This window comes from Plantactinospora sp. GCM10030261 (assembly GCF_042666615.1).
Lineage (GTDB): Bacteria > Actinomycetota > Actinomycetes > Mycobacteriales > Micromonosporaceae > KBS50.
This window is the reverse complement of sequence record NZ_JBHTDD010000034.1, coordinates 16,251-40,347: the sequence shown is the minus strand read 5'-3', so window position 1 is coordinate 40,347 and position 24,097 is coordinate 16,251. Positions and strand designations below refer to the sequence as shown.

Here is a 24,097-nt window from a genome sequence, read left to right as displayed (position 1 = left end):
TCCTACCGTCCTGCCATGGCTGACGCGAATCCCTATCGCGCGACGCCCCCGTTGACCTCGGTCAGCAACGCCGTGGAGATGCTCAAGGCGTTCGGCCGCCAGGGCGAGTGGGGCGTCACCGAGTTGGCCCGCGAACTCGGGCTGGGGAAGAGCGCCACCCACCGGCTGCTCCAGACGCTTACCGCGGGTGGACTGGTCGAGCAGGTCTCGGACCGGGGCACCTACGTGCTCGGCATGGAACTGGTCCGGATCGCCCGGGCGGCGGCCAGGCGTACCACGCTTGGTGCCGTCGCCCACCGACACCTGGAATCGCTCTCCCACCGCGCCGAGGACGCCGCGTTGCTGACAGTCCTGCGCAATCACCGGTACATCTGCACCGACGTGGTCAACGTGACCCGTCACATCGTCTCCGTGGTGCAGCTCGGCGACACCGTCGGGTTGCACGCCGGCGCCGGCGGAAAGGCGATCCTCGCCTTCCAACCCCCGTGGTTCCGCGACGAGGTGCTGGCCGAACCGCTGGTCCGGTACACGGACCAGACCATCTGCGACCCGGCGGTCCTCCAGGCCGAACTCGAGGCCGTACGCCAGTCCGGCGTCGCCTACAGCGACAGTGAGGTCACTCCCGGTAGCGCGTCCGTCGCGGTCCCCATCCGCGACGCCGAGGGCCGGGTGATCGCCAGCGTGAACGTCACCACGAGCAGCTTCCGGATGCGGGAGGTCGGGCTCGACCACTACCGGCGGCTGGTACGGGGCGCCGCCTCGGACATCTCGGCCGACCTGGGTTACCGAGGCACGGCCACACCAGGGCAAGGGAGAAGGACACCATGAGACATCGAGGAACCCGTACGACATCGCTCGCGGCGGCGTTGGTGCTCACGGCCGGCGTCGGCGCGTGCGGCGAGGTCGGTGCCGCCGACGACGGTGACAAGACGGTGAAGGTGGGCCTGTCCGCCGCCTTCAGCGGCAAGTCCGCGTACTACGGCCAGGACGCGAAGAAGGGCGTCGAGCTGGCCATCGAGAATCTCAGCAAGACGATGCCGGAGGTCAGCTTCGAGCTGGTGACCGCGGACGACGAGTGCTCGCCGCAGGGTGGCGCGTCCGCCTTCCGCAAGCTCGCGGACGTGGACGGGGTGGACGCCATCCTGGGGTCACCGTGTTCCTCCGGCACCCTCGGCGGCATGCCGACCCTGGCCAGGAGCAAGACCCCGGCGCTGACCTTCGCCTCCACCAACGCGAAGATCAGCGAACAGTCGGGGGTCGGCGGCAACCCGTACATGTGGCGGATGAACATCGACGACTCGATCATGGGCCGGTACTGGACGAAGTACATCGCGGACGCCGGCAAGAAGCGGGCGGCGATCGTCGCCGCGAACAACGACTTCGGCCGCGGCGCCGCCGATCTCTACACGAAGCTGCTGCCGGAGGCGGGCGTCGAACTGGTCGCCACCGAGTACTACGACCTCGGCGGGAGCGACTTCCGGGCGCAGCTCACCAAGGTGCGCGCGGCGCAGGCCGACGCGTTCATCACCTTCGCCGAGGCGCAGGACTGCGCCCAGATGCTCCGGCAGATGAAGGAGATGGGCATGACTGTCGCGATGTACGGGCGGGGCGGCTGCGCCACCGCGGAGGGCATCCGGCTCACCGGCGACCCGGCCCTCGCCGAGGGCGTCCAGGAGGCGAGCTACTGGACCGCGACCGAGTCACAACGCGAGTTGCTCGACGCCTACCAGGCCAAGCACGGCGAACCGGTGCCGCCGTACAACGCCGCCCTCGCCTACTACGGCATGATCACGCTCGCCGAGGCGGTCAAGCAGGGCGGGCCCGACAAGGCCGGCATCCTGGATGGCTTGAAGAAGGTGGACCTGGACACGGGCATCGGGCCGATCACGTTCGACCAGAACAACCAGGCCCACCCGAACATGTTCATTCTCAAGATCGAAAACGGGAAGATCAACGTTCTCGACACCATCGACACCAGCAAGTGAACGGCGCGAGCGCGTGAGTGGTCTCCTCGAACAGCTCGTCAACGGCCTCACCCTGGGTTCCCAGTACGCGCTCGTCGCGGCGGGCCTAGCGCTGATCTTCGGCGTACTGGAAATCGTCAACTTCGCGCACGGCGAGTTGGTGATGGTCGGCGCCTACCTGCTCTACGCCGGTGCCACCTATCTCGGGCTCCCCTACCCGGTCGCCGCGCTCGGCACGGTGGCCGGGATGGTGATCTTCGGAATCGGTTTCTACCTGGCCGTGGTGCACCGGATCCTGCACCGCGGCTGGCAGGTCCAACTCGTCGCCACCCTCGCCGTGTCGATCGTGCTCATCAACCTGGCGATCGTGGTGGAGGGGTCGCTGCCGAAGACGGTCTTCAGTGAGCTGAGCGTCCGCACGGTGGACCTGGGCGGCGTCACCATCGCGACGCAACGGCTGGTCGTGCTCGGGGCCACCGGAATCACCTTCGCCGCCCTCGTCTGGTTCCTGCACCGCACGCGAACCGGCCAGGCGATGCGGGCGCTGGCACAGAACCGGGAGGCGGCCGTGGTGGTGGGTCTGCCCGCCGCCCGGATCGGCCTGGTGACCGTCGCCATCGCCGCCGCCATGGCCGGCGTCGCGGCGGCCACCATCACCCCGCTCTACAGCGCCTCGCCGACGATGGGCACCCTGCTCGCCATCAAGGCGTTCGCGGCGGTCATCATGGGCGGCTTCGGCAACGTCACCGGCGCCGTGCTCAGCGGCTTCGTCCTCGGCATCAGCGAGGCGCTGGCCATCGGATACATCTCCAGCGCGTATGCCGACGTCATCGTCTTCAGCATTATGATCGCCGTGTTGCTGGTCCGCCCGCACGGCCTGTTCGGACGGGTGGTGCGGGCGTGACCGGCGGCCACCAGGCGTCCACCGCCACCGTCGCTCCGGCCGGCCGCCGGACCCGGGTGGAGCCGGCGATCTGGCTGCTCGGGCTGGCCTTCGCGTTGGTCTTCCCGCTGATCCTGCCGGTGCCCTACTACCTGTCCACCGCGATCACCGCGCTCATGTTCGTCGCGCTGGCGGTCGCCTTCGACCTCGTGGTCGGCCGGATCGGCGCGTTGAGCCTGTGCCAGCCGGTGTTCTTCGGCTTCGGCTCGTACGCCGCGGCCATCCTCAGCACCCGGTACGGCTGGTCGTTCGGCGCCACGCTTGTGATATCCGCGCTGGCCGCCGTCGTCGTGGCGCTGGCCATCGGCATCCCCGCGTTCCGACTGTCGCTGCACGCCTTCGCCATCGCCACCCTCGGCTTCGCCACCATCGCGATGCTGCTGGCCAAGAACTGGGTGGGCCTCACCGGCGGCCCGCTGTGCACCACCGGCGTGCCGGCATTGACCCTGTTCGGTGTCGAGCTGGCCTCCCTCCCGGCGCAGTACTACGTCGTGCTCGGCCTGGCCGTCCTCACCATCGCGGCCGCCTTCGGGGTGGCCCGCAGCCGGCTCGGACTCGCCCTCACCGCGGTTCGGGACGACCCGGTGCTGGCCTCCGCCCGGGGGCTCTCCCCCACCGCCTTCCGGCTCACCGCATTCGGCCTCTCGGCCGCGCTGTCGGCCATGGTCGGGGTGTTCAACGCCTACTTCCAGTCCGTGGTGTGCCCCGAGAACCTGGACATGTCCTACATGACCGCGCTGCTGATCATGGTCTTCATCGGGGGCCGGGGCAGCCTGCGCGGGGTGGTGACGGCGGCCCTGCTCTTCACGGTCCTGCCGCAACTGCTGCACCTGGCCGAGGAGTGGCGGCTGGTCATCTACGGCCTCGTCCTGCTCGGCGTGGTCATCACCATCCCGGACGGGTTGGAACGGGCGTTCCGAACAATCGGCCGGCTCGGACACCCGGCGAAGCCGCCACCACCGGCGAAGCCGCCCGCGCCGCGACCACCCTCGGAGGTGTCCCGATGACCGGCGGCGAACTGGCCGTACACGGCCTCGGCAAGGCGTACGCCGGGGTGCGGGCGTTGGACGACGTGTCCTTCGCGGTGGCCGCCGGCGAGATCGTCGGTCTGATCGGGCCCAACGGGTCCGGCAAGACCACCGCCATCGACTGCGTGACCGGCCTCCAGCGACTCGACGCGGGCACCGTACACCTGGACGGCCGGGACATCACCGGCCGGCGCCCCGACCAGGTCGCCCACCACGGCCTGGTACGGACATTCCAGCAGGTCCGAACCTTCGAGACGCTTACCGTCCGGCACAACCTGCGGGTGGCCGCCCTCGGCCGCCGGCCGCGTTCCCGGCGGCTCGCCGACCTGGTCCGGCCGGACCGGGAACCCCCGGCGCTGCGGGACCGGATCGACGAGCTAATCGAGACCTTCGCGCTCGGCCCGGTCGCGCACCAGGCCGCCGGGGAGATCTCGTACGGGCAGCGCAAGCTTGTCGAGTTCGCCGCCGCGTGCGTAACCCCGCCACGCGTGCTGCTGCTCGACGAGCCGGTCGCGGCGGTCAACCCGAGCATCGGAAACCTGATCCGGGACCGGATCAGGGACCTCAACGCGGAGGGCACCACCGTGCTGCTTGTCGAACACAACATCGAACTGGTCGTCGGCCTCTGCCATCGCGTCGTCGTGCTCAACCAGGGACGCACCCTGGCGCAGGGGAAACCCGCCGAGGTCATCGCCCGCGACGACGTACAGGAGGCGTACTTTGGCGGCTGACAGCGGCCGGCGGCCGGACAGCGACCGGGATCCCGTGCTGACCCTGCGCGATGTCCACGCCGGTTACCAGGACGTCGACATCCTCCGTGGCATCGATCTCGACCTGGCCCGCGGCGAGATCGTCTGTGTCATCGGCGCCAACGGCGCCGGCAAGTCGACACTGCTCAAGACGGTGTTCGGGATGGTCGGCACCCGGCGCGGCTCGATCCGGCTCAACGGTGTCGAGGTGGGCCGCGAATCCACCAGGACCCGGCTCGGTCGCGGCGTCGTCCTGGTCCCCCAGGGGCGGTGCAACTTCCCCCGGATGAGCGTGGCGGAGAACCTGCGGATGGGCGGCTACACCCTGCCCCGGTCCGCCGTCGACGCCGGCCTGGATCGGGCGTACGAGACCTTCCCGATCCTCGGGGAACGACGCGGCCAGGCGGCCGGCAACCTCTCCGGCGGCGAGCAGCAACTGCTGGAGATGGCGATGGCGTTGATGCTCGACCCCACGGTGGTGCTCATCGACGAACCGTCGCTGGGGCTGTCACCCAAGATGCAGCACCGGGTCTTCGACGCCCTCCGCGCGCTGGCCGCACACGACGTGGGTGTGCTGCTGGTCGAGCAGAACGCCGTCCAGGCGCTGACCGTCGCCGACCGCGGCCTCGTGGTCGAACTCGGCCGGGTCGCCCGCACCGGGACCGGGCCGGAAATGCTCGACGATCCCGACGTCCGACGAGCCTATCTGGGGTTGCCCACATGAACGACGAATGGTCACACCGACTCGGCTTCCTGGTGCCCAGCGCCAACTCGGTGCTGGAATGGGACAGTCGCCTGGCGCTGCCGCCACCGGTCAGCGCGCACTTCGCCAGGATCGCGATGACCCGCGACGAACCGGACCAGTTGGTGGCCCTGGCCGAGGCCGCCCCGGGGACGGCGGAGCTGCTCCGGCACGCCGGCTGCACGGCCGTCGGCTTCGCCTGCACCACCGGCAGCCTGTATCGCGGACTCGGCTACGACGCCGCGATAAGCGCCCGGGTCACCGAGGCCACCGGCCTGCCCTGCGCCACCACGGCCACCGCCGCGGTCGACGCGCTCCGCTCGCTCGGGCTGGCCCGGGTGCTGCTGGTGTCGCCGTACGAACCGTGGCTCGACGCCCTGGTCGTGGACTTCCTCGCGGCGCACGGAATCGAGGTGACCGGCACCCTCGGACCGAGCCTGCCCGACCCCCGGGACACCGCGCGGGCCACCCCGGCGCAGATCGCCGGCACCGTCACCGACCTGGGTCCCGCCGACGGGATCTTCGTCAGTTGTACGGCGTTCCGCGGTCTGGAGGCCGCGACACTGCTGCGGCAGCGGTTCGGATGCCCGGTGGTGGCCAGCAACGAGGCGACCTTCTGGGGCGTGGCACGGCTGGTCGGGGCGGGCCCCGCCGACTTTCCCCACGACGGCTGGGAGGGGCTGCGCCGATGGACGGCACCAGCATGAACGGCACCGCGCGCCTCGCCGGGTTGCGCTGCCCCCGCTGCGGGCACCGGACGTCTCCCGACGACCTCACGTTCTTTCGCGGCTGCCCGGTGTGCGCGAAGGACAACGTGCCGGTCAACTACGCCTGCGACCTGCCGGCCGACCAGGTCACCGAGGCGCTGCACCGGGCGAGAGCCGACCGACCGGGGTTGTGGCGCTGGGGTGACGCCCTGCCCGTCGCGCCGGACCGACCCGTGTCGCTGGGCGAGGGGGGCACACCGCTGCTGCCGGTGCCCGGCCTCGGCTCCCGGTTGGGCCATCCCCGGCTGTACGTCAAGAACGAGTCGGCCAACCCGACCTGGTCGCACAAGGATCGGCTGGCCGCCCTCACCGTGGCCGCCGCGGCCGAGGTGGGCGCCACGACGGTCACCGCCGCGTCGACGGGTAACCACGGCGCCGCGCTGGCCGCGTACGCCGCCCGCGCCGGGTTACGGTGCGTCATTTTCACCCTGGCCAGCGTGCCCGAAACCATGAAGACGCTGATGCTGGCGTACGGCGCCGACGTCATCGCCGTCCCGACGAGCGAGGACCGGTACACGCTGCTGGCCGAGGGGGTCGAGCGGCACGGCTGGTATCCGGGCAGCAACGCGGTCGCGCCCCCGGTCGGCTCGCCGCCGCACGGCGTCGACGGATACAAGACCATCGCGTACGAGGTTTTCGAGCAGTTGGGCCGAGCCGCGCCCGACGTACTGGTGCTCCCGGTCGCGTACGGGGACTGCCTGGCCGGGGTGCGGCGCGGGTTCGCGGACCTGCACACGGCCGGACTGATCGACCGTCCGCCCCGGCTCGTCGGTGCCGAGGTGTTCGCCGCGCTCACCGGGGCGCTGGCCCGGGACACCGAGGACGGACCCTCGCTGGGCCCGGTCGGCATGCGCCCGACGGCGGCTTTCTCCATCGCCGGCGCGTACGCGACCCGCCAGTCGGTCCGGGCCGTTCGCGACACCCACGGCCGGGCCGTCAACGTCGACGAGTCAGCCCTGCTCCGGGCGCAGCGGGCCCTCGCCGCGACCGAGGGCCTGTTCGTCGAGGCCGCGGCCGCGGTCAGCATCGCCGCGGCCGAGTCGCTCGTCCGGGCCGGCGCGATCGGCGCCTGGGAGAGCGTGGTCTGCCTGCTCACCTCGACCGCGCTCAAGGATCCCGCCGCCGCACGGCCGCTGCTCCCGAACGTGCCGCTTGTCGACCCGTCCCGCGTCCCCGCCCACGACATCATCGACGACCTCAGCCGAAGGGAACCCGGCCCATGACCACGCCACCCGTCCTCGACTACACCCGCCAGGTCGCTCCGATCCTGGTCAACCGCGAGCGGGCACAGGCGGTCGCCGCCGAAGCGCGGGTGGACGTGCTACTCGCGACGTCGCCCGCGAATGTCGCCTACCTGTCCGGCTACTACTGCATGTCACACTGGACGATCGTCGGCACGCTGGCCTTCGCGGCGCTGGCACCGGCCGCCGACGCCGGCCCGGCCGTGGTGGCCCCCGCCATGGAACTCGACGCCTGGGCCGAGGAGCCGGTCGCGGGCGGCGACATCTGGCTCTACGGGAAACCGGCCGACGTGGTGGGTCGAACACTCGGTGTCGACCCGGCCGCGCTGACCGCCGACGACCAGGTCATCCACCATCACGGGTTCGCCCAGGAAACCCCGGCGACCGCGCTCGACGCGCTGGTCGCGGCGCTCACCGCGCGTGGACACTCCCGGGCCACCATCGCCCTGGACGAGAGCGGCGTCAGCTATTCGGTACGCCAGGCCATCGCCGACCGGTTGCCCGACGCCCGGCTGGTGGACGGTGCCGGCCTGTTCAAGAAGATCCGGATGGTCAAGACCGCGGTCGAGGTGGAGTGCCTCACCGAGGCGACCCGGGTGGCCGGGCGGGCCCTGCACACCGCCGCCGGCCTGCTGGAGCCGGGTGTGCTCGAACGCGACGTGTGGCGCCGCTACAACACCGAGGTGGCCGAGCAGGGCGGCCTCACCACGTTCGCGGTGGTGAACTTCGGCCGGCGCAGCGGTCACACCCACAACATCCCCAGCGACTACCGGCTCCGCTCCGGCGACGTGGTGAAGTTCGACGTCGGCTGCTCGGTGCGGATGTACCAGGCCGACATCGGTCGCACCATGGTCGTTGGCGAGCCCACCGAGGAGATGGTCAGCACGTACCGTGCCCTCCTGGTCGGCCAGCAGGCGACGATCGCCGTACTGCGGCCGGGGGTGCGGCCATCGGAGGTCTTCGCCACCGCCGTCGAGGCGGTCCGCGACGCTGGCCTGCCGGGCTACCAGCGGCACCATGTGGGACACGGCATCGGTCTGGATGTGTACGACATGCCGGTCCTGCAACCCTCGACCTCGTCGAGCGAGTTCGGCGGGGCCGGCCGGGACGACGAGCCGCTGGAGGCGAACATGGTCTTCTGCGTCGAGACGCCGTACTACGTCCTCGGCAGCCACGGGATGATCGTCGAGGACACTGTGGTGGTCACGCCCGGCGGGGCACGCTACCTCACGGACCTGCCCCGCGACCTGATCTGATCCGCCTGACCTGGCCCGCTCGACCTAACCTGATACCGACCTGGTCCGATCGCCGCCCGTCCGCGTCCGCGCGTCCCCGTCTGTCGGGGCGCGCGGATTTTCGTGAAGGGGATCGGGGACATCGGGCATTCCCCGGTGTGAGCCCGCTGACGGAAGTGACGCCGAAGATGGGACGACGCCCGTGACCGCGCCACCCGACGTGGGCCAGGACCGTTCCCGCCCCACCGACCTCGCCACACTGGCCGAGTCGAGGACCGACCCGGACCGCTTCGTGGCGCTCTTCGACAAGTACCACCCCGAGATCCACCGGTACGCGTACAGCCGGCTCGGCGGGAGCGCCGCCGACGATGTGGCGTCGGAGGTCTTCCTCATCGCGTACCGGGAACGACACCGGTTCGACGCGACCGACCCGGCCGCCCACGTGCGGGCCTGGCTGTACGGCATCGCCACGAATCTCGTCCGCCGGCACCGCCGGGACGAGGAGCGACGCTACCGGGCGCTGGGCCGGCTCCCGGTCGAGCCCGTCGAGCCCGAGCCCGGCGAACGGGCCGTCGTCCGGCTCACCGCGGCGGGCGCCCGGAACGCGCTGGCCACGGCCCTCGCGGCGCTGAAAACCCGGGACCGGGACGTGCTGCTGCTGGTGGCCCTGGCCGGGCTGAGCCAGCCGGAGATCGCCGTCGCGCTCGACATCCCACCCGGCACCGTCTACTCGCGACTCAACCGTGCCCGCCGGCAGGTGCGGGCCGCGTTGGGAGCCGATCCGACTCTCCCCGACGAAGCGTAAGGAGCACCTCGGATGGACGAGCTGAACCTGATCCGTACTCTCCTCACCGAGGACGCGCCGGTGGGCGCCGAGCCTCAGCGGGCCGCCCGGCAGCGGCTGCGGCACGCCATCGCCGAGACGACCGTCGCGCCGGCAGGCTCCACACCAGCGGCCATCGCGCCGGCGGCCTCCGCGACGGCCCGGCGGCGCGCCTGGTCGATGCTGCGCTGGCCGGCCGTCGGCACCGGCGTGGTCGCCGTCACGGCGGGGGTCGCGCTGGTGGTCGGCGGGGGCGGTACGCCGTCGCCGACCCCGACCGCTCCCACCGTGGCCGAGCCGGGCGCCACGAGCACCGCACCGCAGACCGCGCGGCAGTTCCTGCTGGCCGCCGCGGAAGCGGCGGAACGGGAGCCGGCGACCAGCGGCCGCTACTGGCATGTCCAATGGATCCTCGATCAGAAGGATGCTCCGAGCCGGCGGCTCGTCGACATATGGCACGCGACGAGACCCAGCGACGACACCTGGTTCGGGGAACTGGAATACCGGGACGGCAAGGCGGCGGGCGCGACTACCTTCGCGCGGCAGGAGTCCTGGGGCTTCGGCGCCGAGCGGGAGATCAGCCTCGCTGAACTGCGGGCGCTGCCCGCCGATCCGACGGCGCTGCGGGCCCGACTGGACCGCAAGGCGACGTCGTTGGGTTCGGACCTGAACTCGCTGAACCCGGACGGGCTCGACGGCTACGCCTTCGAGGCCATCATCGGTCTGCTGGCCCGCTCGCCGGCGACGCCGGGCCAGCGGGCCGCCGGCTACCGGTTGCTGGCCGGCCTGCCCAACGTGGACGTCAACGGCACGGCCGCCGATGGGCTGGGCCGGACCGGCACGGTCATCCGCTTCGCCGGCGGGAACCGGATCATCGAAGTGATCATTGACCGGGACGGCTACGAGGTGCTTTCGATCACCAAGCAGCGGACCATTCCGGAGGTGTCCGACGGGACGACTCACCCGCGGGTCAAGACGGCCATCCCTTCCGTACACCTGCTGACCTGGACCCGGGAGTGGACGGATCAGCAGCCCGTGCCCCCGACCGTCCCCGTAGCCGACCGATGACCCGGGTATCCCGGCACGCGCCCTGGCTGGTCCCGGTGCTGTTGATGGCCGCCGTCTCCGCCGTCCGGCTCGGCAACCCGGTGCTGAGCTGGGACGAGATCGCCACCGTCGACGTGGCCAGCCGAGACGTCGGACAGATCTGGCGGCTCAGCCACACCATCGACGCCTCGGTGGCCCCGTACTACCTGTTCATGCACGTCTGGACGACGCTGTTCGGCGTCTCCGAGTGGGCGTTACGCGCGCCCTCCTGGCTGGCCATGGCGGTTACCGCCGGTCTGGTCGGCGGACTGGGCCGGCGGTTGCTCACCCCGGCCACCGGGTTGCTGGCCGGCCTGTTGTTCGTCCTGATCCCCAGCAGTTCCCGGTACGCCCAGGAGGCGCGCGTCTACGCCATCGCGACCATGCTCTCGGTCCTCGCGGTGCTGCTGCTGTACCGGGCAATCGCACGGCCCACCGCCGGCCGCTTCGTCGGCTACGCGGTGTGCGTGGCGCTGCTCGGTGCCGCGCACCTGATAGCGCTCGCCACGCTTGCCGCGCACGTCGTCATCGTCGTGTCGCATGTCCTGCGTACCGGTGACCGGCGCACGGCCGGCGCCTGGGTGGCCGCGACATCCGCCGGCGGGCTGACGGTCGCGCCGCTGGCGGTCGCCGGTGCCGACCAGGTGGATGACCAGCTGGGTTGGATCTACGGGCCGCTGACCGTCGGTGACCTGGTGACCGCGCCGGGAGCGATCACCGGCTCGGTGGGCGTGGCCTGGCTGCTCGTGGGGCTCGCGACCCTGGCCACCTGGCGAACGGGCGGCCGGGTGGCCGAACTGACCGGGTTGGCCGTGCTGCCGGTGAGCCTCGTGGCGGCGGGCGCGGCGCTGGGTCAGCCCATCTGGGTGCCGCGCTACCTGCTCATCGCCACGCCGCCGCTGGCCCTGCTCGCCGCGCTCGGCGTCCGCCAGGTCGCGATCGGCGTCCGGGAGCGGTCGGTGCCGGGAACCGCCTTTCCCGGAACCCGTCGGGTCGTCGGCACCGGCCGCTGGGCCGGCGTGGTGCGGGTCGCGGTCGTCCTGGTCGCCGTCGGCTGGGCGGCGCTGCCGGACCAGCGGGCGCTGCGGGCGGCCGACTCGCACAACGGCGCCAACTACCGGCAGGCCGCCCAGGTCATCGCCGAGCACCAGGAACCCGACGATGTGCTGCTCTTCGAACCCAGGACCCGGCACACCCGACCCGGTGTCTACTACTACCTGCGCCACGAGCCGGACCAGCCCGCCGACCCACTGCTCGATCGCTCCGCCGCGGAGGTCGGCGACCTCCGGCCGGTCGAGGCCACCGACCCGGCCGGCCGGCTCCGCGACCAGGGGCGGGTCTGGCTCTTCGTGTACGGCAAGCCGGCCGACCCGGCGGCCCGGCGGCCGGACCTGCGGCCGTACCTGACGGAGGCTTTCCGACCGGTGCGGACCTGGCGGATGTCGAGTTCCACACTGGTCCTCTACCAGCGCATCCACGCCTCGGCCTGATCGTCCGGGCGGCCGCGGAACGGTGCGCCCGGTCCGGCGCCGAACAGTACGCCCGGATGGCCGCGAAGCTGTGCGTGCCCGGTCCGGCGCCGAACCGCCGGGTCACGGGGTTTCCGCAAACAAGGCTGCGAGGATGTCGAGAATGGGTCCGGCGGCTCCGTCTGGAGGGTGGGTGCGGTCACCGCGGCCGTACCACACGAAGGAGACAAGCATGACGATCCAACGGATGGACAACGTTCTCATCGTCGTCGACGACCTCGACGCCGTTATCTCGTTCTTCGTCGAACTCGGCATGGAGTTGGAGGGCAGGGGGCCGATCGAGGGACGGTGGGTGGAGCGGGTCATTGGGATCGACGACGTCCGACAGGACGTCGCGATGCTGCGGACCCCGGACGGCCACGGTCGGATCGAGCTGGCGATGTTCCACACACCCACGGCGATCCGCGCGGAGCCGACGGACGCGCCGGCGAACACGCTGGGCATCCGCCGTGTCATGTTCGCCGTTGACGACATCGAGGAGGTCGTCGCCCGCTTACGCGCCCACGGTGCCGAACTCGTCGGTGAGGTGGCGCAGTACCAGAGCGTCTACCGACTCTGCTACGTCCGCGGTCCCGAGGGGATCGTCGTCGGACTCGCCCAACAGCTGTCCTGAGGCCGCTGCCCGAACGCGCGCTCAGAGACTCGCCAACTCTCCGCTCACAGGCCGAGTTGACACTATCCACGACACGATCGACAACACGATCACCAACAACCGCGCGGCGTGTCGGGGGCCCATTACGGCCAACCCGGACCGCGATGAGTTATCAGCACGCACCGGTGACCGTGATCACACCATCACGACGGCGCTGGACGCTGCGATCGAGGAGGCGACCGAAGCAGCCACTGCGCTCGGCGGTCACGGCGATCCGACCAGCCGGATCAGCCATCCGGACTGACCGCCACATTAATTTAGATCAACCATCGACCCGACAATCCCCTCGACGGAGTGCCCGCTCGACCATGCCGAACCGGGGGTTACGTACCCAGTTCGGCGAGGGCCAGCGGGCCGAGCATCGGCGAGGTGGTCGGCGCACTCGACGACGATGGAAATGGCCACGAGGTCGGGGACGAGATGGACCCGCTCGGGCCGGTGGGCTCGGACAACGCGGGGGCGCCACGGGCGCGAGGCAGCGGAGGACTCCGTACCCGAATTCACTGTGCGGTCGCGGTGTGACGGGCGCGGTCGTCTACGAGCGGGCCGACCCGCCGCGCACGAGGTCATGACCGACCTCCTCGCCACCATCGGCACGCCGCCACACCCCTCACCGAACTGGCCAACGCAGGGCTCCCGGTAACCGCCACCTACCCAAAACTCTCCGAACATAGACGGTTACCTACGGTTCACCTAGACTGCTGATCCGATCGATGACCACCTACGTCCTGTGAGGTGGAAATGGGCACGTCGACAGGGCTACCGACGCTCGGCGGTGTCCCGTGGGGATCAGCCCGACGGCAACTGGCTCGCTGGGACCGCGTGTCGACGGGTGCGTCGACGACCGGCGACGAGGTCACCGCCCCGGCCCAGGAGGATTGGGTCGAGCAGGCGGCCGAGCGATGCCGTCAATCACTCACCGATGCGCTCCGTGACGATCCGGACGACCTCGCCGGTCTTCGGCCAAGTGCGGTACGCGCCGGCGAGCGCCTCGTCCAGGCCCTCGGGGAACTACTCGACGGCCGGTCCCCGCTGGTCGGCGTGCCGGGAGCCACCGCCCAGGAACGCCAGGACCGGTTCGTCGCCGAATTCGTCAACGCTGTCGCCGGCACCGGCGGTCTGGTTAGTGACGCCATCGCGCGACGCGCTGCCCGCCGGTCCGCCGAGGGACTCCTTATTGAGGAATCCCCGGTCACCGCGGCTCTCCGTACGGGCAGCGGCGGCGTACGCATCTCGGGCGAGCTCTTCTGCACCGTGTACCGCCTGTTCTTCGGCGAATACGTCGGAGAGTTCATCCGCACCGTCATCGCCGAGGGAATGGCCCTCGCCGCTCCGCTCGCGCTTCCGGGTGATCCCACCGGCCTGGTTGCCGGTGCCGTCGCCAAGCAAGTCATCCAGGTCCTACCCGATCCGTGCGGCGCGACGACCGGCCGAGAACCGCGCAAGGGCCTGCTCGCCACGATCGCCGGCGAGCTGCTGACGGATGTCGTCGATTCCGCGCTCGGCATCCGAAAAGAGGAGGCGCCATGTCCGCCGGCCAGTACGCCTACGAATACGCCGACCGGAGCAGGCTGACCGGAACGACAGCGAGCGGCGTGCTCTCCAACAACATGTTTCGGGCGGCCGACAGCGCGATCGAGCGAAACCTCGCCCCCGGGTCCCTTCCGGCCTCCTGGGCCGAAGACCTTCTCCAGATCGCCCGAGCCGTCTACCTCGCCGACAAGCTGTCCCGCCGTGACGCCTGCCGCGACCGGTGGACCCGGACCATCGCGCTCTCCGTCCAACTCGTCGAGCCCGACCGGTGGCGGGACCACACCGAACCCATCCTCGTCGCCATGCTGGAGACACTCACCTCCGACCGGTGGGACGTGCGGTTCCGAGGCGGCGCGACCAGTCACCGAGGGGTGCAGGGCGACCTGGTTCTCCCACCGGCTCAGGAGGTGACGCTCTTCTCCGGCGGTCTGGACTCCACTGCGTACGCCGCCGAACGCTCCCGGTTGCCCGGCGGTCCGCTGCTGCTCCTCTCCTACTGCCATTCCCGTTGGCGCCATCAACAGGAGGAGATCAGCGCCGGTCTACGGCCGGTTCGTGACCTCAGGCATCTCCAGGTGTTGGAACAGACCAATCTCGGCGGGCGCAAGGCCGAACCCACCTCTCGTTCCCGCGGGCTGCTCTACCTGGCAACCGCGATCTACGTGGCCTCATCGCACAACGTCGCCCAGGTGACGATTCCGGAGAACGGTCAGTTGGCGGTCAACCCGCCGCTGACCGCCGCCCGGGTGGCCGCCGCCTCGACCCGCTCCGTCCACCCGTACTTCCTGCACCTGATCAACAAACTGATCGGGGCCGTCGGCGGGACCGTGACGGTGGTCAACCCCCTGCTCCCCGCCACCAAGGGGGAGGTGTGCCGGCGGGCCCGGGACGCCGGACTGACCCTCGCCACGATCATGCGGACCGTGAGTTGCGGCCGTCCGCCCTGGCTCTACGGGGGCGGCGACCTTGATCACTGCGGACGCTGTTACCCCTGCCTGCTACGGCGATCCGGGCTGTTGACCGGCGTGGGCCGGGACGACACCCCATACAAGGCGGATGTGCTGGCGCCTGGAGTGAAGCGCGGCCAACGGGCCGACCTCCTCGCCCTGCGCACCTGGTTGGCGAACGACTTCGGCATCCGCGACCTGGCCGTCGACCTGCCGTTGCCACCTCAGGCCGACGCGCACGCGCTCCTGGAAACCATCCTGCGTGGGCGGGACGAACTACGACATCTCATTGCCCAGCACGGCCGGCCCGGCACCGCCGCCTGACGGGGCGGCGAGCCGGGCCAATTGTCATACCAACGAGCCGGGCCTACCCGACACCAGCACTGAGCCGGCGCAGGAGTTCCTCACTCAATGCCTTGAAATCCTGGTAGCACCGCTGGACGAGCATCTGGGTGCTGCCCAACGCGCCATCGGCCGACCGGAGGTCGAACATCGGCTTGCGGGCATCATGTGCCAGTGGCATAAGGCTCTGATAGTTCCGCAGGGTCGCGATCTCGTACCTCTGCCCGATCGTGAAATCCTCCTGATCCAGCACCGCCGTGGCGAAGACGATGGGAATACGGTCCAACCATCGCTGGTACGCTCGAACCGGCCGGTCGAGGCGCATCGTCGGCTGCATGATCACGTATCCCAACGGGGACATCGTCCCCTGCGGCGCGGAAATAGTCGGGGGAACCTTGGGCAGCACGGTCCCCCGCCAGGTCGACCGCCACTCCCGCAGGGTTGGCCCCAGGTTCCGCAGTCCCCGGAGCGAGAAGAGGTCAGCGGCCAGCGGCATCAGCACCGCATCGGCCGCGAGCAGGGCCGCGCGGTTGATCGCACCCAAATTCGGGCCAACGTCGATGAGGACGATCTCGGCGTCAACGCGCTCGGCCGCTCGCTGGATGATCCGGTGGAAGGCCGTCGTGACCCGGAGCGCGGCCTGATCGTTGCCGGTGAACCCACGGGGCCAGGCGTCCGACAGCCGATCCTCGAACCTGCTCAGCTCAAGGTCACCGGGCAGTAGCCAGAGGTCCTGCGTGACCGTCACGGGCTCGACCTCTTCGATGTCGCCTACGCCGTCCATGATCGGCCGGACTGCGGTGGCCACGGTGCCCGATCCCCATTCCTTCGTGGAACCACGGTGTCCCGCATGAGTGGGGATGGCGTGCTCGCCGTGGGTGCTGGTGTGGGTAGCACCGTAGCGGCGGATCAGATCCAGTGCGGCGGCCGGGGCCGAGCCGGGCGATGGCCAGCTCGTGGCTGGCGCCCGCATGCCAGCGCACCCCGACCCAAGTCATGGTCGCACCCGGGATGATCCCGCTCTACCTAGTCGATGACATGCTGGCGATGATTTTGCCTCTCTGGTCAGAGACGGTTTCTTCCGAAGCCTCAACAGCGGTCACCGAAGTGCAGTGTGGGGCGCTGTGTGACCACGGCTGTTACCACCGAGATCACAAAAATCGGCACCAGTCGATGACTGATGCCGATTGACCTGCGGAAACAAGGGTGGAGCCGAGGGGACTCGAACCCCTGACCCCCACACTGCCAGTATGACAACAGTTCTGTCACGCCGTACCCCGGGATGCCGACAGGTGCTTTGAACAGGGAAAACCCTCCAGGGGAAGTCACACCCCCTGTCACTACGTATCGGGCAGTGACGGCTATTTGATCTTGAGCTGTGACCATCGATGTGACCACACTGAGTGTGGGAGGCTTCGTGCCACCCCGTCCGGCCACCGCTGCCCGCTCCCGGCCGGCGGTCCGAACCAGTCAGGTCGTGCCGCCTCGTCAGCGCTATGGCGGCCACGAGGTCTCCGGTATTCAGGTTCATCTTGGTGAACCCTCAACCGGAGACCTCGCTATCTATCGATCACCGACACGCCGCACCCGACTTCGAGACACTGCCTAGGCGGTTTGGCGCCTACGCCGGGCCAGCCGGTGACTCATCACGACGAGCATTCCACCCAGGCCGAGCATGGTCAGTGCGATCGCGGCGTAGCTGGAAATTCGGCTTCCGGTGACGGGCAAGATGCCCTTACGGACCGTAATGCTTGCCGAGGCGGGAGAGCCTGGACCGCTTTCGATCGAGGTGGCGGCCGTCGTATTGACCTTCTTCCCCGCAGTCTTTCCGGTGACGTTCACCGACACCGTGCAACTCCCGTTGGCCGGCAGGGTCGCTCCGGCCAGGCTGATGCTGCTGCCGCCGGAAGTCGCGGTAACCGTTGCGGAGGCGCAGTTGGTCTGCGCGGCGTTGGGAGTGGCGACCACCAGCCCTGAAGGAAGGTCGTCGACGAAACCGACTCCGGTCAGCGACGTAGCCGGGTTGGGGTTGCGGAGGGTGAAGCGCAGTGACGTCGTCCCGTTGAGGGGGATGATGTCATCCCGGAAGGCCTTGGCGATCGTCGGTGCCGCGACAGCGCCGACTGTGATCCTTGCCGAGGCAGTAGCACCTGGGCCGCTCTCGTTCGAGTCCACCGGACCGCTCGTATTTGACTTCGTTCCGCTGGTCGTGCCGGTGACGTTCACCGAGAAGGTGCAACTCCCGCCAGCCGGCAATGTCGCACCGGCCAGCCGGATGCTGCTGCCACCGGCGGTCGCGGTGATCGTGCCACCACCGCACGAGCCACTCAAACCGTTGGGAGTGGCTACCACCAGCCCCGCAGGAAGGTTGTCGACGAAGCTGACCCCCGTCAAGGACGTACTCGCGTTGGGGTTGCTGAGGGTGAAAACCAATGAGGTCGTCCCGCCAACCGGAATGGTGGAATCGTCGAAAGCCTTCGAGATCGTCGGCGCCGCGACGACCTCCGCGACGACCGTGACCCTTGCCGAGGCAGGCAAGCCCGGACCGCTCTGGACCGAGGTGACGGCAGCGGTGGTATTGACCTTTGTTCCGGTGGTTGTGCCGGTGACATTGACTGAGACGGTGCAGCTTGCGCTGGCCGGCAGGCTAGCGCCGAACAGGCTGATGCTGCTGCTCCCGGCAGTCGCGGCGATCGTGCCGGAGGCGCAGTCGGTTTGCGCGCCATTGGGAGTAGCGACCACCAACCCCGCAGGAAGGTTGTCGACGAAGCTGACACCGGTCAGCGTCGTGTTCGCGTTGGGGTTGGTAAGGGTGAACTCCAGCGTCGTCGTTCCGTTGAGCGGAATGGTCGCGTCGTCGAAGGCCTTGGCGATCGTCGGTGCTTCCGCAACCCTGACGGTGATGCTCGCCGCGGCGGGCGTACCCGGGCCGCTCTCGTTCGAGTCCACCGGGCTGCTCGTGTTGACCTTCGTACCGCTGGTCGTGCCGGTGACGTTCACCGAGAACGTGCAACTCCCACCAGCCGGCAACGTCGCATCAGTCAAGCTGATGCTGCCACCACCGGCCGTCGCGGCGATCGTGCCACCACCGCACGAACCAGTCAGACCATTCGGCGTGGCCACCACCAGCCCTTCAGGCAACGCGTCAGAAAAACCGACCCCGGTCAGCGGGGTGCTCGGGTTGGGGTTGCTGAGGGTGAAGCTCAGCGATGTCGTCTCGTCGGCGGCGATGGTCGTGGCCCCGAAGGCTTTGGAGATCGTCGGTGGTGTGGCGACGGCAACCGTGACGCTCGCCGACGCGACGGCACCCGGGCCGCTCTCGTTCGAGTCCACCGGACCGCTCGTGTTGACCTTCGTGCCGCTGGTCGTAGCGGTGACGGTTACCGAGAACGTGCAACTCCCACCAGCCGGCAACGTCGCACCAGTCAAGCTGATGCTGCCACCACCGGCCGTCGCGGCGATCGTGCCACCACCGCACGAACCAGTCAGACCATTCGGCGTGGCCACCACCAGCCCTTCAGGCAACGCGTCAGAAAAACCGACCCCGGTCAGCGGGGTGTCCACGTTCGGGTTGGTGAGAGTGAAACCCAGCGAGGTCGTCCCGCCAACCGGAATGGTCGCGTCATCGAAAGCCTTGGCGATCGTCGGTGGCGCGACGACCTCCGCGCCGACCGTTACGCTCGCCGACGCGGCGGCACCCGGGCCGCTCTCGTTCGAGTCCACCGGACCGCTCGTGTTGACCTTCGTGCCACTGGTCGTGCCGGTGACGTTCACCGAGAACGTGCAACTCCCACCAGCCGGCAACGTCGCGCCAGTCAAGCTGATGCTGCCACCACCGGCCGTCGCGGCGATCGTGCCACCACCGCACGAACCAGTCAGACCATTCGGAGTAGCCACCACCAGCCCGGCGGGTAGCGCATCGCTGAAGGTGACACCGGTCAACGCCGTACCCACGTTGGGGTTGGTGAGAGTGAAACTCAGCGACGTCGTCCCGTCCAACGGGATCGTCGCATCCCCGAAAGCCTTCGAGATGGTCGGTGGCGCGATGGACGCGGCGCAGAACGGTCGCGTGATCGTATTGCTAATCAATGTGACGGCACCGTTGCGGGCCAACACCCGTCCAGCGACGGTAGCTCCCTCACCCAGAGTCGCCGACTGCAGCGCCAGGATGCTTCCGACGAAGACGGTCCGCGTGTTCAGGGTCGCCGAGCTGCTGACCTGCCAGAACACATTGCACGCCTGAGCGCCGTTGACCAGACTGACCCGGCTGTCAACCGCGGTGATCAGATCGGACCCCGCTTGGAAGATGAACACCGAGTTGGGATCGTTCTGCCCGTCCAACGTGACGGTGCCGGTCAGAGACATGGTGGCAGGCGACGTGTACACCCCGGCGACCAGGGTTTGCCCGCCGAGTTCGCCCACCGTGCTGGTCGTGGGCTCGGCCGCGGCGAAGTTGTACGCCGTGGTCAGATCGGACTGGGCCTGCATCGCTTCTGCGTCGCCGATGTGCGTGGCGCCGTTTACCACGGGAGCCCCGGTGACCGACGTGCCCGGCCAGACGCCCAGGTCCCCGTTGATGACCGAAGGACCGACGGGGGGCGGAACGTCGGTGACGGCCTGACCGGCCAACACCCCGTAGGTCTCGGCAGTCCCCAACGGCACCGGAGACTGGGCCCAGGCCGGCGCCCCCGCGACGCCGACAAGGATGGTCGTAGCGGCGACGGCCCCCGCCATCAGCATCGCAGTGGACCGACGGCGCACGCGATACGCGAGCCAAGCAGATCTCGACACGGGATGCCCCCACCAACCAAGAGCCCGCCAGCGGGCAGATTCCAGAATGCGAAAGTTGTACTGACGCTTGCGACAGCGCCCCAAAGCGTCGGTCGGAGTATATCCACGCAAAATCGCTTCGAAGCGGCAAATAGCCCAAAGGGCATTAATCGGGACGTGGCAGTATCGCGAGATGTACTCCTAGAACGGGTAATCCGGTTGGCGGATCGTGGTGCCGGTCACGACCAGCGCCGGGCGTGCTGCAGGGTGGAGATCAGGGCGAGGGTGGATTCGGCGCCCTGGTTGAGGTTCGGTCCGTGCGGGGTCAACCCGTCGTAGCCGCCGCCGGTCGCCGGATCCCACATCCGCGTGCCGACGTCGTTGTCGCCGAGGAACCAGCCGACCGCCTGCCGTACTCCGGCCTCCCAGCCAGGAGCGCCGGTGACCGTGGCGGCGGTGGCGCAGGCGTCGGCGAAGGCGGCGACCTCGATCGGTTGTTGGTCGTGGCGCAGCCGTGCCGTGCCGCGCTGCCACCCGCTGGCGGGTACCACCGACAGGTGTCCGTCGCGGAGCTGGATGTCGCACAACCACGCCAGCATTCGCAGACCGTCATTGAGGGGTGGACCGCCGTATCGCAGCTGGCTGGCGGCGATGACGACCTCCGCGAGAGCCGCGCTGGCGTAGGTGAGCGCCTGCCGCGGCCAGGGCCACCGCGGGTCGAGTCCGGGGCCGCCGACCGCAGCGGCCGCATCCGCCAGTAGCGTGACCGAAGCGGTGTGGGTCGGGTGGCGGCGCAGCACCTCCACGGCGCCGAGCCCGGCGAAGGCCATCGCGTGTGGCGCCGGGGAGCGCCGGGCGGCACCGCGGCTGAAGGCCACCAGTGCCTCTTCCCGGATCCAAGAGGCGGGACTGCGGGCGGCGGCGGTACCCAGCCCCCACAGCGCCCGGCCCCACCAGTCGCCGAGCCCGGGCTCGTCGGTCCAACGGCGGTCATGACCGAGCCGGTTGTGGAAGGCGCCGCCGCGGTCCTGGGCGTGGGTCAGGAAGGCCAGGTAGCGCTCCGCGAGCCGGAGCACCTCCTCGGTCGGCTCCGGCTCGCGGCTGGCGACGACCAGGCCGCGCGCGACGTCATCGGTGCAGTAGCCGTGCTCGCGGCGGACGATGGCGTGCCGGGCGTGTTCGAACAGACCGGTGTCGTCGCTCAGCCGGATCAGGTGCGCGAAGCTCGGCGCGGGTACGGTCGGCCGGGGACCGCGGTCCGGCGTGCTGGGGCGGCTGGCGGTCGTGGTCACGCCGATGCCGCGCTGACCACGGGCGAGTGTCCGGCGACGAGCCGTTCGGCGAGGGTGCCGTACCGGACCGCCACCGCCGGCCAACGCAGGTCCGCGGCGAGCGGCCGAGCGCGGCCGGCCAGCCGAGCCGCCAGGCCCGGTTCGTTGAGGATCCGCCGGATGGCGGCGGCCAGCGCCGTCGGATCCTGATGGGGTACGACCAGACCGGGACCGCCGGTGAGCAGCTCGACGGCGTGCGGGAACGCCGTGGCCACGACGGGTACCCCGGCGGCCACCGCCTCGATGAGCACCCCGGAGGTGACCTGTTCCCGGGAGTCATAGGGCAGCACGACCACGTCGGCGGAGCGGATCAAACCGGCGAGCGTGGGTTGGTCGTGGTAGACGTCCTGGTAGTCCACGGCATGGGCGACGCCCAGCTGCGCGCCGAGCCGGTGCAGTCCCGCCCGGTACGCCTCCCCCTGACGCGCGGCCACCTTCGGATGGGTCCGGCCCGCGACGGTGTAGGTGGGTGTCGGGCCGAGATCCTGCAACCGCGCGAGGGCCCGCAATGCCCACTCGACGCCCTTGCCGGGGCCGAGCAGTCCCCAGGTAAGCAGGTGCGGGCGGGTACGGCGGTCGGCAGGGACCCGGACATGGTCGGCGGCACCGTGCGGGATGACCGTGACCTTGCCTGGGCGTACGGTGTAGCCGACGACCAGTCGGTTGCGAGCCGTGTCGGTCATCGTGACGACCGCTCCGGCGGCGGTGACGATCTGCTCCAGCAGCGACCTCTGCCGGGCCGAGGGCCGGCGGAGCACGGTGTGCAGCACCACGATGCTCGGCACGGTGAGTCGGCGCAGCAGCGGCAGGACGTCCTCGCCGTCGACGCCGGGGTAGATGCCGTACTCGTGTTGCACGACGGCCACGTCGAAGGTGTTCAGGACGGCGGCGGCGTCCCGCCATCCGACCTGGGCACGCGTCGACCAGGTGTGCACGACCCCGGATCCGGCCCGCAGGTCGTCGCTGCGGTCGGTGACCCGGACGATGCCGCCGCGCGTGCCGTCAGCGGTCAGGTGGGCGGCGAGGGCGGAGTTGAAGGTTGCCAGTCCGCACCGCGTCGGTGGGTGCGTGCTGAGAAATCCATAGCTGGGCATGGGTTTCGGGCCTTCCGGTTTGTCGGCCGCCACCTGACTGCAGGGGCGGCCTCACGCGGTGACGGCGTCCGCCGGCCAGCGTGTGTGGCCGGCGGAACGGATTCGTTGGCGGTGGCCGGGTTCAGCGGTGCGGTCGATGCGTGAGGTGGTCGTAGACGGACAGGTAGTCGGTGACCATCCGGTCCACGCCGAAGCGCTGCCGGGCCCGGGCCCGGCAGCCGGCCCGGTCCAGCCCGCCGGCCCGGGTGACCGCGTCGACGGCCTGCTCGATGGTGTGCACGAGGAACCCCGTCACCCCCTCGTCGACGATCTCCGGCATCGACCCTCGCGCGTACGCGACGACCGGCGTGCCGCAGACCATCGACTCCACGACCGACAGTCCGAACGGCTCGTCGAAGGCGATCGGGTGCAGCAGGGCGGTGCTCGCGCCCAGCACCTCCGCACGCCGTCTCGGGCCGACCGAGCCGAGGAAGACGACCTGGTCGCCGTCGATGTGCGGGGCCACCTGTTCGGCAAAGTAACGCTCGTCCTGCACGATGCCGCAGATGGTCAGCGGGCGGCCGGCGCAACGGGCGATCTCGATGGCCGTGTGGATGCCCTTGTCGGGGTGGATCCGGCCGAAGGCGACCAGTCCGGGGCCGGCGTCGCGGGTGAACGGCAGTCCGGTGAGGTCGACGCCGTGGTGCACCGTCGCGACGTAGTCGAGTTCGGCGCTCCGGTCGGCGTCGGAGATCGACACGTAGGACGAGCGGGCCCGGGCGTACGCCGGGAGGATCCCCGTACCGGAGAAGCCGTGCACGGTGGTGAGCAGCGGAGCGCGGCAGTGTTCGGCGAAGGCCAGCGGCAGCCAGTCGAGGTGGCTGTGCACCAGGTCGAACTGCTCGGAGCGGGCCATCGCGTGCGAGACGTGCATCGCCTCCCACACTCGGCCGTCCATGGCCGCGTCGTCGGCGTACCCACGGGGGCACACACCGTCAAGGGCGGCGGAGGTGACGGAGTCCAGCGTCGCGAACAGGGTCACGTCCACGCCCCGGGTGACAAGTCCTTCGGCGAGCAGGCCGGTCACCTGCTCCCAGGGGCCGTAGTGGTGCGGGGGCGTCCGCCAGGCGACCGGACCGAGCAGGGCAACCCTCACGGGGACGATGCGTCGGCAAGCTCGGCCGGATCAAGACGCAGAGTGGCGAGCAGCCCCACGTGCTCATGAAGGTCCACCCGCACCGGCAGTTCCCGCTCGACCCAGTCAGCCCTGACCTGCTGGCCGCGGGCCCGAAGGACATTGACGATCCGGTCCCTGGCGATGCTCATCGAATGCTCCCTGGCT

The 24,097-nt window shown here is 70.0% G+C and carries 21 protein-coding genes; 15 read left to right on the top strand and 6 right to left on the bottom strand.

Going from position 1 to position 24,097, the window contains the following annotated elements; all coding sequences use genetic code 11:
- Positions 1–15 precede the first annotated feature (15 nt).
- The 15 genes from ACFQUZ_RS28345 (at position 16) to ACFQUZ_RS28275 (ending at position 15,563) form a co-directional block, all read left to right on the top strand.
- Positions 16–828 carry an IclR family transcriptional regulator gene (locus tag ACFQUZ_RS28345; RefSeq protein ID WP_377447637.1) on the top strand — a complete coding sequence of 271 codons (813 nt, stop codon included), beginning with the start codon at positions 16–18 and terminating at the stop codon, positions 826–828.
- Positions 825–1,985, top strand: coding sequence for an ABC transporter substrate-binding protein (locus ACFQUZ_RS28340; RefSeq protein ID WP_377447635.1), 1,161 nt, complete (start codon positions 825–827; stop codon positions 1,983–1,985). The genes ACFQUZ_RS28345 and ACFQUZ_RS28340 overlap by 4 nt, the downstream gene beginning before the upstream one ends.
- A 13-nt stretch (positions 1,986–1,998) precedes the next feature.
- A complete protein-coding gene (locus ACFQUZ_RS28335; RefSeq protein ID WP_377447633.1) occupies positions 1,999–2,868 on the top strand; it encodes a branched-chain amino acid ABC transporter permease in 870 nt (289 codons plus the stop codon).
- Complete coding sequence (locus ACFQUZ_RS28330; protein WP_377447631.1) at positions 2,865–3,914, top strand: branched-chain amino acid ABC transporter permease; 1,050 nt, start codon at positions 2,865–2,867, stop codon at positions 3,912–3,914. Before ACFQUZ_RS28335 ends, ACFQUZ_RS28330 begins: the two co-directional genes overlap by 4 nt.
- A complete protein-coding gene (locus ACFQUZ_RS28325; RefSeq protein WP_377447629.1) occupies positions 3,911–4,666 on the top strand; it encodes an ABC transporter ATP-binding protein in 756 nt (251 codons plus the stop codon). Before ACFQUZ_RS28330 ends, ACFQUZ_RS28325 begins: the two co-directional genes overlap by 4 nt.
- Positions 4,656–5,408, top strand: coding sequence for an ABC transporter ATP-binding protein (locus ACFQUZ_RS28320; protein ID WP_377447627.1), 753 nt, complete (start codon positions 4,656–4,658; stop codon positions 5,406–5,408). Before ACFQUZ_RS28325 ends, ACFQUZ_RS28320 begins: the two co-directional genes overlap by 11 nt.
- A complete protein-coding gene (locus ACFQUZ_RS28315) occupies positions 5,405–6,133 on the top strand; it encodes a hypothetical protein (RefSeq protein ID WP_377447625.1) in 729 nt (242 codons plus the stop codon). Before ACFQUZ_RS28320 ends, ACFQUZ_RS28315 begins: the two co-directional genes overlap by 4 nt.
- Complete coding sequence (locus ACFQUZ_RS28310; protein WP_377447623.1) at positions 6,115–7,416, top strand: pyridoxal-phosphate dependent enzyme; 1,302 nt, start codon at positions 6,115–6,117, stop codon at positions 7,414–7,416. Before ACFQUZ_RS28315 ends, ACFQUZ_RS28310 begins: the two co-directional genes overlap by 19 nt.
- Positions 7,413–8,690 (top strand): M24 family metallopeptidase, encoded by a 1,278-nt coding sequence (locus tag ACFQUZ_RS28305; RefSeq protein ID WP_377447621.1) that lies wholly within the window; start codon positions 7,413–7,415, stop codon positions 8,688–8,690. The genes ACFQUZ_RS28310 and ACFQUZ_RS28305 overlap by 4 nt, the downstream gene beginning before the upstream one ends.
- A 181-nt stretch (positions 8,691–8,871) precedes the next feature.
- Positions 8,872–9,474, top strand: a complete 603-nt coding sequence (locus ACFQUZ_RS28300) for an RNA polymerase sigma factor (protein ID WP_377447619.1) — start codon at positions 8,872–8,874, stop codon at positions 9,472–9,474.
- Between the two features lie 12 nt (positions 9,475–9,486).
- Positions 9,487–10,560, top strand: a complete 1,074-nt coding sequence (locus tag ACFQUZ_RS28295) for a CU044_5270 family protein (RefSeq protein WP_377447617.1) — start codon at positions 9,487–9,489, stop codon at positions 10,558–10,560.
- Positions 10,557–12,068, top strand: a complete 1,512-nt coding sequence (locus ACFQUZ_RS28290; RefSeq protein ID WP_377447615.1) for a glycosyltransferase family 39 protein — start codon at positions 10,557–10,559, stop codon at positions 12,066–12,068. Before ACFQUZ_RS28295 ends, ACFQUZ_RS28290 begins: the two co-directional genes overlap by 4 nt.
- Positions 12,069–12,279: 211 nt before the next feature.
- Complete coding sequence (locus ACFQUZ_RS28285) at positions 12,280–12,720, top strand: VOC family protein (RefSeq protein ID WP_377447613.1); 441 nt, start codon at positions 12,280–12,282, stop codon at positions 12,718–12,720.
- 780 nt (positions 12,721–13,500) lie between these two features.
- Positions 13,501–14,334 (top strand): hypothetical protein, encoded by an 834-nt coding sequence (locus tag ACFQUZ_RS28280; RefSeq protein WP_377447611.1) that lies wholly within the window; start codon positions 13,501–13,503, stop codon positions 14,332–14,334.
- On the top strand, positions 14,286–15,563 hold the full coding sequence (locus tag ACFQUZ_RS28275; protein ID WP_377447609.1) for a 7-cyano-7-deazaguanine synthase: 1,278 nt from the start codon (positions 14,286–14,288) through the stop codon (positions 15,561–15,563). The genes ACFQUZ_RS28280 and ACFQUZ_RS28275 overlap by 49 nt, the downstream gene beginning before the upstream one ends.
- Positions 15,564–15,606: 43 nt before the next feature.
- Here ACFQUZ_RS28275 and ACFQUZ_RS28270 read toward each other — a convergent pair whose 3' ends face one another.
- The 6 genes from ACFQUZ_RS28270 to ACFQUZ_RS28245 all read right to left on the bottom strand — a co-directional run bounded on the left by ACFQUZ_RS28270 (position 15,607) and on the right by ACFQUZ_RS28245 (position 24,081).
- On the bottom strand, positions 15,607–16,389 hold the full coding sequence (locus ACFQUZ_RS28270; protein ID WP_377447608.1) for a ParA family protein: 783 nt from the start codon (positions 16,387–16,389) through the stop codon (positions 15,607–15,609).
- A 797-nt stretch (positions 16,390–17,186) separates the two neighbouring features.
- On the bottom strand, positions 17,187–20,321 hold the full coding sequence (locus ACFQUZ_RS28265) for an ice-binding family protein (RefSeq protein ID WP_377447606.1): 3,135 nt from the start codon (positions 20,319–20,321) through the stop codon (positions 17,187–17,189).
- 269 nt (positions 20,322–20,590) lie between these two features.
- Positions 20,591–21,643: a glycosyltransferase gene (locus tag ACFQUZ_RS28260; RefSeq protein ID WP_377447605.1), complete on the bottom strand. Its 1,053-nt coding sequence runs from the start codon at positions 21,641–21,643 to the stop codon at positions 20,591–20,593.
- Positions 21,640–22,776 (bottom strand): glycosyltransferase, encoded by a 1,137-nt coding sequence (locus tag ACFQUZ_RS28255; protein ID WP_377447603.1) that lies wholly within the window; start codon positions 22,774–22,776, stop codon positions 21,640–21,642. The genes ACFQUZ_RS28260 and ACFQUZ_RS28255 overlap by 4 nt, the downstream gene beginning before the upstream one ends.
- 121 nt (positions 22,777–22,897) lie before the next feature.
- The gene (locus tag ACFQUZ_RS28250; RefSeq protein ID WP_377447601.1) at positions 22,898–23,911 is read right to left on the bottom strand and encodes a glycosyltransferase family 4 protein; all 1,014 of its coding nucleotides are present in this window, start codon (positions 23,909–23,911) and stop codon (positions 22,898–22,900) included.
- On the bottom strand, positions 23,908–24,081 hold the full coding sequence (locus tag ACFQUZ_RS28245) for a hypothetical protein (protein ID WP_170863486.1): 174 nt from the start codon (positions 24,079–24,081) through the stop codon (positions 23,908–23,910). The genes ACFQUZ_RS28250 and ACFQUZ_RS28245 overlap by 4 nt, the downstream gene beginning before the upstream one ends.
- Between the last annotated feature and the right edge of the window lie 16 nt (positions 24,082–24,097).